Source organism: Nostoc sp. JL33 (assembly GCF_017114985.1).
Taxonomy (GTDB): domain Bacteria; phylum Cyanobacteriota; class Cyanobacteriia; order Cyanobacteriales; family Nostocaceae; genus Nostoc.
This window is the reverse complement of sequence record NZ_JABXKP010000064.1, coordinates 55,746-71,835: the sequence shown is the minus strand read 5'-3', so window position 1 is coordinate 71,835 and position 16,090 is coordinate 55,746. Positions and strand designations below refer to the sequence as shown.

Below are 16,090 nucleotides of genomic sequence, written 5' to 3'. Positions count from 1 at the left end.
TTGTCAAACTCCACTACCCTCATTGCGGTCGCGCAGGATGCGAAGAATTTCAGCGACATTGCCTTGTAGATTATCTAATTGATTGCTGTGTCGGGCTTGTGTGTTTTCAACTCGCTCTAATTGATTGCTGTGTCGGGCTTGTGTGTTTTCAACTCGCTCTAGCCGATCAAGAATTTGCACCACTGCATATTGTGTCGTGCCCACAACGCCAATCTGTGCTTTGAGTGAATTTACCTCAATTGTGAGGCTGTCTAAACGAGCCTGAATATCTTGTATTTGTGCGTCTGTCATATATTTTTCTCGCCTCAACTACCAGATATTTCTGATTCTTTTGCACCTTGCTAGGAATATGTTAAACCAAATTCTGGGGCATACAGTTGGAGAGACTGGAATAGCATTGACCGAACTGCGAGATCGAAGTTTTCTATTTGATACTTTGCCATCAAGTATATACAATCCTATCGAATCCTCTTCAGGCTTAACCAGTTTTTCGATCTTAGTAGTTATTTGAGATGCTTTTTGAGTAAGAGCGATCGCTCTTACTCAGTAATTTACCGTAGTTGGGGTGTAAACTAAACGTTACTGTGGATTAGTTGATTTTTGGAAGCTCCCATATTCTAATTCTTTGAGGCTCACGGGACGATATATCGCTTGTTGCTTGGCAACGTATCCATAATTAGCAAAGTCAGTAAAATAGCCATCTATTCCTAACTTAATGAACTGTTCATATTCATCAAGCGGTTGCCCGTGGTAGTCAGGAGAGAGAAAATATGAATCGCTGCGGAAGGTGTAAGGATGGACTAGCAAGCCAGCATTATGAGCATCACTAACTAAGGAAGTTGGCTGTTTAAGGAACTTATCAGCATCGCTAATCTGTCCATCTCCATTAATATCAATTGGTTGACCTTGCTGATTCAATCGTGCAGAGGCAGGCACAATTAGCCGTTTGTCAGGGCCAATTCCTGTTGCGTAAGTTTTAACTAGAGTCAACCCTTTAGGAGTGATCAAATCAGCGTAGGTTTGAGGAAGCTTGTGGTAAATAAAGTCATAAGGAGCGCCACTGCTATCAATTAACTGAATCAGAGGAATATCGACTCCAGCAGCTGGCATGATCTTATTTTTTAATTCTTTCAGATTAGAGACTTCAAACGATTGAATAAAAATGCGATCGCGATTAGTGTAGCCGTTAGCAACTAACTGATCAATTAGAAGTTGTGAAGTATTGACATGGATAGGAGTGCCATCTAAATATTTACCAGCTTCCGCAAAATATGTTGGGTGCTTAGTTTCGGGATAGATACCAATTTTCCGACCAGTTTTTGCTTCGCTGCGTTTGGCAAGGTTGATAACTTCGTCAAAAGTAGGGATTTGAAACACACCATTATACTGAGTATTCTGAGGACGAATATTGGGGAGGCGCTCGATTGCCCGCAGTTTCTTAATCTCAGCTAAAGTAAAGTCTTCTGCAAACCAACCTGTAACACGATTCCCGTCAAGGACTTTGGTTGTTAGACGTTTAGCAAATTCGGAAACATCGGCAACGTTTGTTGTGGCTTCTTGGATAGTAGGTTTTCCATGATCATCGTAAACAATCTTGCCATTGTTATCTGTTTTCACTGTTGCCAATAGAGGTTCGTGGCGAACAATCAGGACTCCATCTTTGGTTACTACCAAATCCGGTTCAATGTAGTCTGCACCAAATTGAATTCCTAAGTTGTGAGAACCAATCAGATCACGTCCAAAATCTCCCACCGTATGTTCTGGGCGATAACCAGTTCCACCACCGCGATGACCGATTACTATCGGCGGTTGTCCATATAAAGTATTTAGCTTGGGAAAGTTTGGGTTGCGGCTGTCAATAGCGTGAACAGAATTCATACTGCCTAGAATGACTGAAACAGATAATGCTAGAAAAAAGCACACAAATAATATATAACGTTTGAGTCGAAACATATTTAAAACCTCGCAAATCTATGGTTTATAGTTTGAGAGTTCGAGGTTAAAACAAGGTTTACGAGAGTTTAAATTCTGCAATCGGCAGGTAGTTAACCCAACATTTAGTTACCTCTGATTTTCTGAGATTTGATGCCCAACCGATTAATGCGATCGTAGAGGACTGATTTAACAATCCCGTACTTGTCAGGAAACTCGGCTACTGGCACTCGGTCGAGTTTCGCCATTATGTGCTGATGTTCAAAAATCAAATATTATTAAGCCTTAACCCAAGCGTATTGCGCTATAAATATTACATAGATACCTGAATTATGCTGTATATTCAGGAAGTTTGCTTCTTTTCTATTTGGTAAGCCTGCAATAAATATTCACCATTGAAATGAATCAGGTGAGTTGCATCTTCAGCAACCCAAACATCTGTTTCCCAAGCAATCTCTGCCAGATATGCCACCATTGCCTTACGACTGAGAAATGTTGTTACCATCACCAGAGGTATTTGGATACCTCTGAATAAGACTTCAAGTTCATTCTTGCGTTTAGGATTAATTGGCCCATGCGAGGTTACAGCTTCAATCAGTACCAACCAGTTTTTTGTTGTGAAGTGAATAATCACATCTGGCATTTTGCCGTGGGAATCGATGTTAACGCCCAAATCTGTCAATGTAGCTTCATCGAAGTAGGCGAACTTTTCATCAGTATCACCAACATAGATGAGCTTGCCGCCAGGAGTAAAACGAGGGGCAAAATCATTAATAATTTTTTCAATTAGAATATTTTGACCACCTGGCGATAAAGTTTTAATTTCTCCATTAATTACTATGGGAATACGGGACACTTCACGTTCTTGAGCATATTGTTTTTTCAGAGTTTCAACCGAAGCAAGGTAAGTGCAAATGCTCTTTTCCCATTCGTTAGTGGCGTAAGTTCGTAATAGTTCGAGCGCACTATTTTCAATTTGATATACAGTTTTTGGACTGTTGATAGGGCGGCTTAAATCATCTGGATTAGCAACTATCAAAGCTGCATTCAGAAATTGATGCACTGTCTGACGGCGAACTGTTTCCCGTGTGTTGGGCTTATAAGTTTTGCCATAATGTTGAGCCATAAAGTCCATCATCGGCGTAATTCCCATCAAAGGGGAAGTTGCTGATTGCCAAGAGTCTGTCGGTTTTAAGCCAAGCAACGCCAAGAGAGTTAAAGCTGACCGTTCGTTAAGCTGTGCCCGTGGAAAGCCCAATTGTGTCAAAATTTGCAGCGCTTCATCAATTCGAGACTTAGTTGCAATTGGATTATTCTCTGACAGATTCGACATACTCAGTAGCTTATTTTCTATAAGTTCATCAATTTCCCGTAAAGAAGGAAACTGCTCTTTAATCCCCGTCCCTAAAGATAATAGCTGTGACAAATTAGGGTAATTTAATTTTCGTAAATCTGTTGCATTGACCTGAGTATGCCCATTGAACAACCGAAAAAAAGCATCGACTAGAGTTGAATTGAGATAAACAGCAAGCCCATGAGCCAAGGTAAGGCTAAGTCCACGCCCATCTTTGTGAAAGTAATTCAAGTGATTTTCAAAGCCGACATAGCCATAATTAAATTGGTTGGCATCATAAACCACCGCAACAACACGCCTTTTCTCTTCTTTCGATGAGAATCTTTTACATAAAACGTAATGCTCATTTGGTATTAGAAGATTCGCTGTTTCTTCTATATGGACTATCGCTTGAGACTTTTTAGTTCTTTTTGGGTACTCTAAATATCCATTCGATAAATTCACCGGATAAATTAAAGGAACGGTATTGCTTTCTGAATTTGTCCTTAGATAATCTTTTGCTCGGAAATCTACTACCCGTCCGGTTGAAACTGTTAGCCCTAAATGTTTCAACGTGCAGGTAAAAAGTTCCATTCTCTGAACTATTTGCTGGCTAATCTTATCTGGAATAATATGAATAAACTGCTCTAGATCATCGGGCTTAACTAAGTCAAAATATGGTACAGAGTGTGACATGATAAAGTCATCATTAGCGCCACAACTGGTATTGATGATTACGGTACTAGACTTTTCCCTTTGTTTTCTAGCTTGGATAATAATAGTTTCCTGCAAAACCTCATCATCACTAAATGCTTCTTGCCGCGACTCAAAAAGATGTACTTGCTCTAAAGCCATCATCTCTAAAAACATCTTGCGGAAGTCACGGAAATATGGGCCATTACAAAAACTGCGCGGGGTAATCGCTACAAACTCCCCATTTGGTTTTAGAAGTTGTGCTGTTGCAGCCATAAAACCAGTATAAAGATTGCTAGTTTCCAAACCGATAGAACGCAGCAATTCGCGCACTTTGGAATGAGCATTGATTTTCAAATAAGGCGGGTTGAGAATAGCATGAGTAAATTCTGTTGCGTAGTTTACCGCCGTAGGCATCGCATTATTCAATAAACCAACCTGAAGCAGCCTGACTGCATCTTCGATAAAATCAGTCTGACGAATTTCGTAATTGAAGGAAATACCCACATATTTACATTCCCTCTCACATAACTCTAGAGTCTGATGCAAATATCCAATTAGAAAAGGGTCAATTTCATAGGCTACAACGCGCAAACTTGACGTGTGTTTTCGATGCTGGCATACTTTTGCTACAAAAGCGGCAAGTAATGAACCGATTCCGGCTCCAGCATCAAGTAAGGATATTTCAGGCAAATCCAGCCTATTAAACATCCCAGCCATCAATTGGGCTACTGATGCGGGAGTCAGAAACTGACCCATCGACCCTTTTTTATCTTGCCTTAGCTTTAAACTTACTACAGCCCGACGAAGATCCACTTCTGCAAGCAAGTTTCCACTTGATAGTTTTGCGAGGCTGGTAAACTCTAAACTACTGTTATTACTTGCTACTAATATCATGTCCGCTTGATTGCTTATTAAACCCGAAGAACCCCAAAGAGCCAAAGCTGTGCTTTGTCTCCCCTCCCCGCCTGCGGGGAGGGGTTGGGGGTGGGGTTCTTTTATTATGGGTAATTTGGCGGACATGATATAACGCTCTACTGCTTGATGGGACGATCACGGTCTGTCTTCTTAATTGCGAAGTTTACAACAACTTTACGGCATCGTTTGCGATCGCGTTGTGCAAAACCTTAGTATAATTTTGCGTAAAAGCGTAGCGTTTTTAATCAGGACTTACGCAAAATTATCAAAAAACGTAGACGCGGAGGGCTTCTTGCCGCAGGCTACCGCATACTCCTACGGAGAAGCAAGCTAGCAAGAGCCTCTCCTTGGCGCAGCCTCTGGTAGAGAAGAGTTGGACGTAAAGGAATCGTTTCTAAATTTCAATAGCGTTAAGCTAGAAGAAATCCATTTTAATATTAGTGATGCCTAATATTCAAGAACACGTAAACACTCTCGTTACAAAATTTGTTCCGGGTTATAGATTTATTCGTTTACAAGAACTCACAATTGATAAAACAAATTCACTCCAAACAAAAATTAATAGTAAATCAATTAAAGTTCTCAGTTGGAATATTGCTAAACAAAACTATAATAAAACTTGGCTTAAAGATTTTTCAAAAATAATTGAAACTTATCAACCAAACCTCATCTTTCTACAAGAATTTTCTCTTAGATTAGAAGCAGATGAATGGTCAAGATGGCTGAAAATGAATTGGAATTTTGCTCCGAACTTTATAGATATTCATCATCAAAGCTATTCGGGGATTTTTACAGCATCTACAATCAGTCCACTCACCAAAAAAGTTATAACTACTAAACATTATGAGCCGATTGTTAGAACTCCTAAAATTTCTTTAATTACTGAGTATCTGCTATCTGAACAAAGCACAACTCTCCTGACTATCAATAGTCATTTAATCAATTTTGTAGATTTAAATAAATTTAAAATACAACTAAAGGAATTAGAGCTAGCGTTATCTACACATCGTGGCCCACTAATATTCTCAGGAGATTTCAATACTTGGAGTCAAAAAAGAGCAGTTATTCTCAATCAAGTAATAACTCAATTGGGATTAACGCCCGTAATTTTTGCACCTGATGAGAAGGAGAAAATTAAACGCTTCCTGCTATCACCCCCTTTAGATCATATCTTTTATCGAAATCTCAGCGCGAAGAAAGCCAGTGCTAAGGTGCTAGACAAAATTTGTTCATCCGATCACAAGCCATTACTGGCAGAATTTACTTATATCAATACTCAAAAAAACTAAGATGCTTGTAGATGGTGGTGTTCTAGCTATTTTTAGCACAGCTACAGTTGTTGTTCATGTCGTGGGAGTTGCACATGCAGCCCATGCAGTGATGAATGTGCGTTCTTCCCAAGGGGCAATTGCCTGGAGCATTTCTCTAATTACCTTCCCCTGGCTAGCTATTCCATTGTATTGGATTTTAGGAAGAACTAAATTTCATGGATATGCTGAAACACTCCGCTCAGTTTATGCACAACACTACAAGCTTGTTCATCAGACTTATAGTGAAGTTATTAAATTTCAGGTTGCGCCACCAGATAATCTAGCTAAGTTGCAACCATTAGCGGAAGCTTTTACAGAAATTCCTTTCACATCAGGCAATGCTGCCGAATTACTGATTAATGGTCAGCAAACCTATGAAGCGATGCTGAAAAAGATTGCATCGGCGACAAATTATATTTTGTTGCAATCCTATACTGTTAGCGATGACCAAGTAGGTAATGAGTTTAAAAAAGCGTTGATTGCTAAAGCCAAGGAAGGAATAAGCATCTACTTTCTCTACGATGAAATTGGTTCACAGAAACTATCTCGTTCTTATATCGAGTCTCTGCACCAGCATGGAATTGCAGTAAGTGCATTTAACACCACCCAAGGTCAGGGTAATCGGCTCCAATATAATTTTCGCAATCATCGGAAAATTCTGGTGGTGGATGGAGAAATAGCATTTGTAGGTGGACTGAATATTGGTGACGAATATTTAGGAAAAAATCCTCGCTTGAGTCCTTGGCGCGACACGCACATGATGCTTGAAGGGCCAACTGTACAAAGTTTACAAAATTCCTTTGTGCGAGATTGGTATTGGGCGACTCGAAAACTTCTCGAAGTTAATTGGCAGGTAAAAATTAATCGGGAAACTAATCAAACTGCATTCATTCTTCCTACAGGCCCAGCAGATTCGCTACCAGCTTGTCAGCTTTTTTTCGTGCAACTAATTAATCAAGCTCAAACTCACCTCTGGATTGCTAGTCCATATTTTGTGCCGGACGAGGCAACATTGTCAGCCTTAAAACTGGCAGCAATGCGAGGTGTAGATGTGCGAATTATCTTACCAAATCGACCTGATCACTTATTTGTTTATTTATGTTCCTTCTCTTACTACACCGAAATGGAAACAATCGGTATCAGGTTGTATCGTTACAAAAATGGGTTTATGCACCAGAAAATTATAGTCATTGATGAGAATATGGCAGGGGTAGGAACTGTTAACTTAGATAATCGGTCTTTTTCCCTAAACTTTGAAGTTATGGGTTTTGTTACCGAGCCTCGGTTTGTCCAAAGTGTGAAAAAGATGTTAGAGGATGATTTAGCTGTCTGTATTGCTGTTGATCTTGATGAGTACGATAAAAAACCTTTTTGGTTCAAGTTAGCTGTAAGAGTCTCTCGATTGCTGACTCCTTTACTTTAATCACTAATACAAGACTTACGCAACTGTCACAATTGCGTAATACCATTTTTTTATGAGGCTGCGCCAGACCCTTTTAATTTCTTTTTTTCTTTCTTTCTTCGCGTCGTTTGCGTCCTTCTCCGAAGGGGAGACGCTGCGCGTAGCTTGCTTCTCCGTAGGAGTATGCGGTTCGTTTTTCTTTCTTGTACTTAAATATGGTTTAGCGCATCTCCATACAGAATTGGTACTGAGAGCATCTCACTTTCGTAGAAAGCCTAAACCTCACCCCAGCCCTCTCCGTGAGTTCGGAGAGGGAGCAGGAATCTTCTTTCTCCTATGGTGTAGTGTATTTGCTTTCACTGAGATGCTCCCATTGGTACTTAAAGAAGTCCTGCTGATTCATATAATCGTTTGAGCATTGCTGAAATTTTCGTACCATAATCCAAATCTGCTGACCACCGCCCTGATAGCTGATCAATTAATGGCGCAATCCCGCGTGTGACAAAGCGAAACCTGGGATCTACTACTTCTTGTACCAAAGGTTCTAAACTGGCGTAAGCTTTCAAATGTTGGATATGTGCCCTCACTCCAATTCTGGCACTTGAAAAAGATGCAGCCTCCGAACCACCACCGATCGCACCTAAGCCTGCAAAGTTATTTTGTTCAGGTCTAATATCGCCACCAAACCGTAAAAATCCAGTTTCTACACACATCTGGCAAAAGGCAATATCATAGTTAACTCCCTCTATACCTGCTTCTTCTCGATAAAGTTTTGGGATGTCAGGAAACTGTACCAAAGCATTTTCATTATTGTTTCTCAGAAATAATTGTAACTGTACTTCAGAAGTATTACCGTTCGACATCACCCGCGAAAATTGACCGGGGCAAACCACCAAATTAGATCGCAAGCTAACAGTACGCGTTGCAGCATTCCAACTGACTGCAACATTAAAATCTCGCAGTTCGATCGCTTTGACATAAACTATTTTGTGATAGGTAATCCGATTGACATTACCTGCTTTTGAAAGGTCAATCCGTAGAAGGTCTACTAAATCAATGGGGATGTAAGCATTACCATTAACTAAAACTCCTTGCTCTGAGTAATTTTGCCCATTAATATTGATATTAATTCCCGGATAATTTACTTCTGCCGGAGTTCCAGGAGTGGGGTCAATCACACGACTCCAAGTTACTAACCCATCGACAATTCCCAAAGCAAAATCGCGGCGACGAGTTTGCAGCAAAGCCCGATCCTCTGGATTGCTGAGAAACCCCACTTGCATCACTAAAGCTGGAAAGGTTGTCTGACGACAGAATGCTAAACTACCCAATCCACTATTTGTATCTGGCTTGACTCCGCGATTCGGTAATTGGGGTACGCGGCGCAACAACGCCACTAGCAACTGTTCAGCATTACTCCTGCGATCGCTATTATTAGCAATATAGAAGACGCTAGCCCCACGCACAGAAGGGCTGTTAGCCGCATCAGATTCAATTTCTAGGGCGACATCACCCCGGCGGCCACGGGAATTGATCCAGGTGATAGTTTGGGCGGCACTCAAGTCATCAGGAACCGCCAAAATTTCCAAATTCCGCGCCCTCAGTTCCGTGACAACCAAATCCCGCAGCAGAATCATTTCTCTAGCTTCAGTTGTACCAGCTGCGATCGCGCCTGGATCGATTCCTCTAGTTTCTTTGCCTCCATGAGCGGCTGATATAAAAATACGTCCCATTTTCAGTATTTCCTCTGATAAAATTAAGTGTAAGCAATTCTCTAGATCATTCTTGCTTGGTCTAGCAACAAGAATATAATAGCGATCAGTTGGGAAACCCACCGTGGTGTTAATTACCAACCCATGACTTAATAAATAGACTAGAATGCAAATCCCCCGCTTGCACCCAGATACAATTGAGGAAGTTAAACTACGGGCTGATATTGTAGATGTCGTCTCGGAATACGTAGTTTTACGCAAACGTGGAAAGGATTTTGTCGGTTTATGTCCTTTCCATGATGAGAAATCTCCTAGCTTCACCGTCAGCCAAACCAAGCAAATGTACTATTGCTTCGGCTGTCAAGCTGGGGGAAATTCGATTAAGTTTGTCATGGAGTTGGGAAAGCGTTCTTTTGCTGATGTGGTGCTGGATTTAGCACGGCGTTACCAAGTACCTGTACAAACACTCTTACCCGAACAACGCCAAGAATTACAGCGTCAGCTATCTTTGCGTGAGCAGTTGTATGAAGTTCTGGCAACGTCCGCCCAGTTTTATCAACACGCCCTGAGACAATCACAAGGGCAAAAGGCACTTGAATATTTGCAATCTAGCCGCCAACTCAAAGAAGAAACTATACAGCAATTTGGTTTAGGTTACGCCCCCGCAGGTTGGGAAACTCTCTATCGTTATCTAGTGGAAGATAAACGTTTGCCCGCGCAAATACTGGAAAAAGCGGGATTGATTAAGCCACGCCGTGAAGGAGGCGGTTATTATGATGTATTTCGCGATCGCTTGATGATTCCCATTCGTGATGTCCAAGGGCGCGTCATTGCCTTTGGTGGTAGAACCCTGACTGATGAGCAACCTAAATATTTGAATTCACCAGAAACCGAACTTTTTAGTAAAGGTAAAACATTATTTGCCCTCGATCAAGCCAAAGGTGGGATTTCCCAAGCCGATCAAGCGCTGGTGGTAGAGGGATATTTTGATGCGATCGCTCTCCACGCTGCTGGTATTAATAATGCTGTCGCCTCTCTCGGTACTGCCTTAAGCTTAGAACAAGTGCGGCTAATATTACGCTACACCGAATCGAAACAATTAGTACTCAACTTTGATGCTGATAAAGCCGGAACTAATGCCGCCGAACGTGCGATCGGTGAAATTGCCGAACTAGCATACAAGGGCGAAGTTCAGCTAAAGATTCTCAATTTACCTGATGGTAAAGATGCTGATGAATACTTGTATACTCACACATCAGAAGATTATGGAGAACTGCTAAAAAATGCCCCACTTTGGCTAGACTGGCAGATTCAGCAAATTATTCAAGACCGTGATTTGAGACAGGCTACTGATTTTCAGCAAGTAACTCAGCAATTAGTCAAATTACTTAAAAATATAGTTAACAGCGATACACGCAACTATTACGTTTCATTCTGTGCAGAAATACTCAGCTTAGGAGATACCAGACTTATACCCCTACGAGTTGAAAATCTGTTAACTCAAATTGCTCCCCCTGCGGCTACATACTCTAAGCCTGTATCAGCGAAGAAAGCATGGGGAGGTAGCAAAGTTTCAGACTCTCCACTGCCCACAGAACGAAACCTTTTAGAAAACGCAGAGGCTTTATTACTGCGAATTTACTTGCATTGTCCAGAACAGCGTCAAGCGATTATTGACGAACTAGAGGAGCGAGATTTGCAATTTAGCCTTTCCCACCATCGATTTTTATGGCAACAGATTTTAGAAACAGTAGTGGAACAGCTAGATTTAATATCAACCTTGCAAAACAGATACCTAGAATCGTCTGAAGAATTGGGATTAGTGTCGCATCTGTTTCATCTGAACGAGAAATGGAAGAAAGAAATACTTCGGACTCCGCAAGTGGTTCAAGCTGCGATCGCTTGCATGGATTTAGTGATGCTGGAAAAACGCTATCGCCACTTTTTGGAATTATGGCAACAAACTGATCCAGAAGCTGAACCAGAGCGGTATCAATCTTATTATCAGGCTTTCTACGCCGAAAAAATTAAGCTTCAAAAAATAGACCGACAACGGTTATTTTCGATCACAGAGTTGTTGTAGCCTAACTCTTGATTAGACATCAATACAGTAAGTAGTTCAACCTAAAAAAAGTAAGACGTTTGTAGTAGCGCTTTAGCGCTAAAGCGCTACTACGAGCCTGAAAGCATTTTATGTTTAATTAAGTTGACTTACTTATCAGTTAATTAGATACTTCCCAAAAAAAAGAAAAACCTCACCCTGTCCTATCGGACATCCCTCTCCTTACCAAGGAGAGGGACAGGTTTTGCGTAGCATAACCAGGGTGAGGTATCTCAGGGGCTGGAACTTGTGTGTACACCGTAGCCTTGTAGGGGAGGGTTTTCCAGAACCTATGAAAACTCAATTTATTGAACAGCTAAACAAGATTAGCGATCGCGTTTAGCAGAACGGCGCGGTGCCGACGAACGAGCACCAGGCTGATCGCCATTCGTGGCCGGTGGCGCTACCTTACGTTTAGCCGATGTCTGTGGTAAAGGTTTAGGAGTCCGAGCCGGACGCTTATCACGTTCGGGCTTGGCTCTGTGTTGCCGTCCATTTGGGATTGCTTCTGCCTTAATATCGGGGTTGAGCGCAAAACCAGCGACCACTTCCCTTGGCAAGCGCTGCTGGATCAGTTTTTCAATATCTGTCAATAGGGGGTATTCATCGACGCACACCAGCGATACGGCTTCACCTGACGCGCCAGCGCGACCAGTGCGACCAATGCGATGAACATAATCCTCCGGTACATTGGGCAGATCGAAGTTGACTACATGCGGCAGTTCGCTGATGTCAAGACCCCTAGCAGCAATGTCCGTCGCCACCAGTACCTGTAAGCTGCCATTCTTGAACTTTGCCAGAGCGTTGGTACGCGTCGGCTGGCTCTTATTACCGTGGATTGCCAGTGCTTGAATGCGGTCTTCGCCCAACTGCTTAACCAAACGGTCAGCGCCATATTTAGTGCGAGTGAACACTAGCACTTGATACCAATTATCTCGCCGAATTAGGTGAGCAAGCAATTGGCGTTTCTTGTCACGGTCTACCTGGTAAACTTTCTGTGCTATTGTGTCGGCGGTAACGTTGCGGCGTGCCACCTCAATCATCGTCGGGTGATTAAGCAGTCCGGCGGCGAGTGTCTTAATTTTGTCGGAGAAAGTAGCGAAAAATAGCAAATTCTGTCGCTGTTTGGGCAGGAGTGAGAGGATGCGGCGGATATCATGAATAAAGCCCATGTCCAGCATTCGATCTGCTTCATCCAACACCAAAACCTCAATATGCGACAGCTTCAGCGTGCCCTGCTGTATGTGGTCTAGCAGTCGCCCTGGAGTAGCAACCAGAATATCCACTCGTCCCTTCAAACGCTGTTTTTGCAGATGAATACCGACTCCGCCAAACATCACCATCGAGTTGAGCTTCAAATACTTGCCGTACTCGCGCACGCTTTCTTCCACCTGTGCAGCGAGCTCACGAGTCGGGGTGAGAATCAGCGCCCGGATCGGCGGGTATCCATTAGACGTACCTTTGATGCTCTTATCGGACGACAACCGATGCAAGAGCGGCAGTGTAAAACTAGCGGTCTTTCCAGTCCCAGTTTGTGCCCCGGCTAGCAAATCGCTACCTGACAATACAGCAGGGATCGCCTGCATCTGAATTGGCGTGGGTTCGGTGTACCCTCGCTCGGTAACGGCACGGATAATTTCATTGGACAAGCCGAGAGTAGAAAAAGACATAAGACTCCAAAAATAACATCGGCCTGTCGCCAATGGTGGCGTTAGTCTTAGGCGGACGGATAAAAAATCATTGAAAGGCTGTTTCGGGGCAGTAGCGCCAAGACTCAGAGCGTGTGCCGCAATTTTGCATTCTAACAGATTGCAATCGATTGTGTCGTTAAAGTTGCTCTGATTGAGTGTTGTGTTAAATTGGCATTAGCATTACTTGCTTGCAAAGTAAAGTGTTGAAGAACTAGGAGAAATTCATTATCGCAATCCAAAAGCAACTGATTAATTCGCAAATCAAGTCACCTCACGTCTTCTTGATTGACCATGAGAATAATAATCGTGGTCTGATCGACACCAAGGAGGCCCTACAGCTAGCGGAAAGTTTAGAGCTTGACTTAGTTGTAGTCTCCGAAGGCAAAGACGCTCCAATCGCTAAGATTCTCAACTATGGCAAGCTTCAGTATCAAAAGAAAAAACGTCAAAGCCAGAGTGCTAGACCCACGGTAAAGGAAGTTCGGTTCGGACTAAACGTGGGTGTGGCTGATTACAATTTACGTATTGAGAAAGCAGTTCAGTGGTTGAGTAAAGGCGATTCGGTGAAGTTTGCGATTCGTTTACGAGGTCGAGAACATCAATATCGTGACCAAGCTGGAGAACTGCTAGACCGGATTGCAAACGATCTCAGTCAAGTAGGTAAAATCCAGTCGTTGGATAAACGCTCACTGATTGTTCAAGTCATTCCTGCCTAGTTAATCTAGCGATCGCTGGAGGATGTATTTGACCAAATAATTACTAATTCATAATTCATAATTTAAAGACACTGTACAGTAGTGCACACTAAATCAAAAATTTAGTGGTCAATAAGACAGTGGAGAGTAGTGAGCTACCACTGATGATTGTAATTATGAATTATTAATTATCATTATTGATTATTTTGGCCTTCCGACTGCACAAGCGCCAAGCGCCGATATATAGCCAATCAATCGGCGCAATTGGTGATTAGATGTGTCAAAGCATCAATCAAGCGATCGCTTTCCATTGGTATAATATCCTTCCCATGCATCACATCTTGAGTCACATGAAAATCAACTAATGTGCCTAAAAAAATCCTCGCTGTTGCCTCTGGGTCAGTAATATTCAGTTCCGGGTGAGCAGCCAAGTATTGATTGAGCGTTTCCAGCGTTGGTTTAATCATCGCCCGAACACAAATCTGAGTTAATTCCGGAAAACGACCAGATTCCCCAATTAGCACTCGCCAAAATGCAAAGTGTTCCTGGTCGTTATTCATCTGTTCTAATAATTTCGTTCCGAATTGGCGTAGTACGATTTTTGGTTCTCCTTCCATAGGTTCGGTGCCAAGGAGAGAGTTAAACTTCTGATGTGCCAAGTTCTCGATCAGTACTTTAAAAAGCCCTTCTTTATCTTGAAAGTGGCTGTAGACTGTCGCTTTAGAAACACCTGCTGCTACTGCTACCCGATCCATACTTGTACCAGCATAGCCATTTTGCAGAAACTCCTGCATTGCCCCTTGCAGAATTTGCTCCACTTTATCAACGGAATTATCTCGAGCAACTTCGTCAGTTTTAATCCGTACCATTTATTAATTATCCTCTATTATAAAGAATTTTAATCAGTTAATCGGCATTTACAGCATTTTTTACTTTTTACTCTTGACTAAACTACTCAGTTTAGTTTAGCATAAATTGAACTGAACAGTTTAGTTCAATTTGTGAATGGGAAAAGGTCAACGCTACGGTGCAAAACTGGAAATTAGAGGATTTAAAGTCTTCTCAAAATCTTTGGCGATCGCCCACGGCACTAGCAATAATTGCATCTTTAGCAATAGGTGGAGCTAGTGTTTATACGGTACTAAATCAGGCTACCGCTAATGAAAAGCAAGCAGCGCCAGTAGCGGTTAAACCAGTGGTAAAAACAGTCACAGCATTGGGACGCTTAGAACCAAATGGAGAAGTGATAAAACTGTCTGCAACTTCTTCTACCGAGGGAAGTCTGCTTCAAAAACTATTGGTGAAAGAAGGCGATCGCGTCAAAGCTGGGCAGGTAATTGCAATTATGGATAGTCGCGATCGCTTGCAAGCAAGTTTGGTTGAAGCCCAAAAACAAGTTCAAGTTGCCAAATCCAACGTTGACAAGGTAAAAGCGGGAGCAAAACAGGGAGAAATTGGAGTGAAGCTAGCAGATACCGTCCTGTTTGATCGCGCCTCCAGAGGAGATTATAAAGAAGCGATCGCCCAAGTTGGACAAGGGAAACCTGTGACGACTGAAATTGACCGCCGGACAATTACCATTAGCGGCTTATTTTCAATCGGGGCTTCCTTTGCGGCTGATGGGAATCTGATTACCAGCGACCAGAATTTCTTGCGGCTATTTCCCAAGCGAGAAGCAAGTAGTGTCAGTTTAGGTTTGGTTCAACTAGAAGCAGGCTATGATCCAAAACAGGTGAAAGCAGCTTTAGAATCTCATTTAGTAGATAATGATGTAAAAGTGTTGACCAAAGCAGAATTTATCGAATTTGAAACAGATTATTGGAAAAAAAATACAGCGATTGGGTTTATCTTCAGTCTGGGTGTAGGAATGGGGTTTATGGTAGGCGTGATTATCGTCTATCAAGTTCTTTCTACAGATGTGAATTCCCATATGAAAGAATACGCCACTTTCAAAGCAATGAGGTATAACAATCTCTACTTATTGGGTGTGGTATTTGAAGAGGCGATAATTTTAGCAGTCTTGGGCTTTATCCCAGGAGCGATCGCACCTTTAGGACTTTACTATCTAACTCGCAATGCCACGAATTTACCACTTTACATGACCGTAGCACGAGCCTTAACGGTATTAACGCTGACTATGATTATGTGCATAATTTCTAGTGCGATCGCCACTCGTAAATTACAGTCCGCCGATCCCGCAGATATGTTTTGAAAAATGGGGAGTAGGGAGTAGGGAGTAGGGAAAAACAACTGACAATAACCAATTCGCCAATTTCTATTCCCCATTCCCCATTCCCCACTCC

12 protein-coding genes are annotated in these 16,090 nt (G+C 42.2%); 5 read left to right on the top strand and 7 right to left on the bottom strand.

What is annotated here, in order from left to right; translation table 11 throughout:
• Positions 1 to 3 precede the first annotated feature (3 nt).
• The 4 genes from HWQ23_RS17420 to HWQ23_RS17405 form a co-directional block, all read right to left on the bottom strand.
• On the bottom strand, positions 4 to 291 hold the full coding sequence (locus HWQ23_RS17420) for a hypothetical protein (RefSeq protein ID WP_292830360.1): 288 nt from the start codon (positions 289 to 291) through the stop codon (positions 4 to 6).
• Positions 292 to 579: 288 nt separating this feature from the next.
• A complete protein-coding gene (locus tag HWQ23_RS17415) occupies positions 580 to 1,878 on the bottom strand; it encodes a glycerophosphodiester phosphodiesterase (protein WP_292830358.1) in 1,299 nt (432 codons plus the stop codon).
• Positions 1,879 to 2,057: 179 nt separating this feature from the next.
• Positions 2,058 to 2,180 (bottom strand): hypothetical protein, encoded by a 123-nt coding sequence (locus HWQ23_RS17410; protein ID WP_292830356.1) that lies wholly within the window; start codon positions 2,178 to 2,180, stop codon positions 2,058 to 2,060.
• Positions 2,181 to 2,275: 95 nt separating this feature from the next.
• Positions 2,276 to 4,981 (bottom strand): BsuBI/PstI family type II restriction endonuclease, encoded by a 2,706-nt coding sequence (locus HWQ23_RS17405; protein WP_292830354.1) that lies wholly within the window; start codon positions 4,979 to 4,981, stop codon positions 2,276 to 2,278.
• 338 nt (positions 4,982 to 5,319) lie between these two features.
• Between HWQ23_RS17405 and HWQ23_RS17400 the strand changes: the two genes are divergently transcribed.
• Together HWQ23_RS17400 and cls are read left to right on the top strand one after the other, a co-directional pair.
• On the top strand, positions 5,320 to 6,165 hold the full coding sequence (locus HWQ23_RS17400; protein ID WP_292830352.1) for an endonuclease/exonuclease/phosphatase family protein: 846 nt from the start codon (positions 5,320 to 5,322) through the stop codon (positions 6,163 to 6,165).
• Position 6,166: 1 nt separating this feature from the next.
• Positions 6,167 to 7,609: a cardiolipin synthase gene (gene cls, locus HWQ23_RS17395; RefSeq protein WP_292830350.1), complete on the top strand. Its 1,443-nt coding sequence runs from the start codon at positions 6,167 to 6,169 to the stop codon at positions 7,607 to 7,609.
• 359 nt (positions 7,610 to 7,968) lie between these two features.
• Here the strand turns inward: cls and tftA are convergent, their stop codons facing one another.
• Positions 7,969 to 9,321, bottom strand: coding sequence for a hormogonium tapered terminus morphoprotein TftA (gene tftA, locus HWQ23_RS17390; RefSeq protein WP_292830348.1), 1,353 nt, complete (start codon positions 9,319 to 9,321; stop codon positions 7,969 to 7,971).
• A gap of 145 nt (positions 9,322 to 9,466) precedes the next feature.
• On the opposite strand from tftA, the gene dnaG reads away from it, so the two are divergent.
• Complete coding sequence (gene dnaG, locus HWQ23_RS17385; RefSeq protein WP_292830346.1) at positions 9,467 to 11,383, top strand: DNA primase; 1,917 nt, start codon at positions 9,467 to 9,469, stop codon at positions 11,381 to 11,383.
• 344 nt (positions 11,384 to 11,727) lie between these two features.
• Here dnaG and HWQ23_RS17380 read toward each other — a convergent pair whose 3' ends face one another.
• Complete coding sequence (locus tag HWQ23_RS17380; protein ID WP_292830344.1) at positions 11,728 to 13,071, bottom strand: DEAD/DEAH box helicase; 1,344 nt, start codon at positions 13,069 to 13,071, stop codon at positions 11,728 to 11,730.
• Positions 13,072 to 13,316: 245 nt separating this feature from the next.
• On the opposite strand from HWQ23_RS17380, the gene infC reads away from it, so the two are divergent.
• On the top strand, positions 13,317 to 13,808 hold the full coding sequence (gene infC / locus HWQ23_RS17375) for a translation initiation factor IF-3 (RefSeq protein ID WP_292830779.1): 492 nt from the start codon (positions 13,317 to 13,319) through the stop codon (positions 13,806 to 13,808).
• 230 nt (positions 13,809 to 14,038) lie between these two features.
• Here infC and HWQ23_RS17370 read toward each other — a convergent pair whose 3' ends face one another.
• A complete protein-coding gene (locus tag HWQ23_RS17370) occupies positions 14,039 to 14,656 on the bottom strand; it encodes a TetR/AcrR family transcriptional regulator (RefSeq protein ID WP_292830342.1) in 618 nt (205 codons plus the stop codon).
• 158 nt (positions 14,657 to 14,814) lie between these two features.
• On the opposite strand from HWQ23_RS17370, the gene devC reads away from it, so the two are divergent.
• Complete coding sequence (gene devC / locus HWQ23_RS17365; protein WP_292830340.1) at positions 14,815 to 15,999, top strand: ABC transporter permease DevC; 1,185 nt, start codon at positions 14,815 to 14,817, stop codon at positions 15,997 to 15,999.
• Positions 16,000 to 16,090: the final 91 nt, after the last annotated feature.

What these genes read in the sequence shown, in the direction of transcription:
- HWQ23_RS17420 (WP_292830360.1), bottom strand. Translation starts at nt 291, where the DNA reads ATGACAGACGCACAAATACAAGATATTCAGGCTCGTTTAGACAGCCTC.
- HWQ23_RS17415 (WP_292830358.1), bottom strand. Translation starts at nt 1,878, where the DNA reads ATGAATTCTGTTCACGCTATTGACAGCCGCAACCCAAACTTTCCCAAG.
- HWQ23_RS17410 (WP_292830356.1), bottom strand. Translation starts at nt 2,180, where the DNA reads ATGGCGAAACTCGACCGAGTGCCAGTAGCCGAGTTTCCTGACAAGTAC.
- HWQ23_RS17405 (WP_292830354.1), bottom strand. Translation starts at nt 4,981, where the DNA reads ATGTCCGCCAAATTACCCATAATAAAAGAACCCCACCCCCAACCCCTC.
- HWQ23_RS17400 (WP_292830352.1), top strand. Translation starts at nt 5,320, where the DNA reads ATGCCTAATATTCAAGAACACGTAAACACTCTCGTTACAAAATTTGTT.
- cls (WP_292830350.1), top strand. Translation starts at nt 6,167, where the DNA reads ATGCTTGTAGATGGTGGTGTTCTAGCTATTTTTAGCACAGCTACAGTT.
- tftA (WP_292830348.1), bottom strand. Translation starts at nt 9,321, where the DNA reads ATGGGACGTATTTTTATATCAGCCGCTCATGGAGGCAAAGAAACTAGA.
- dnaG (WP_292830346.1), top strand. Translation starts at nt 9,467, where the DNA reads ATGCAAATCCCCCGCTTGCACCCAGATACAATTGAGGAAGTTAAACTA.
- HWQ23_RS17380 (WP_292830344.1), bottom strand. Translation starts at nt 13,071, where the DNA reads ATGTCTTTTTCTACTCTCGGCTTGTCCAATGAAATTATCCGTGCCGTT.
- HWQ23_RS17370 (WP_292830342.1), bottom strand. Translation starts at nt 14,656, where the DNA reads ATGGTACGGATTAAAACTGACGAAGTTGCTCGAGATAATTCCGTTGAT.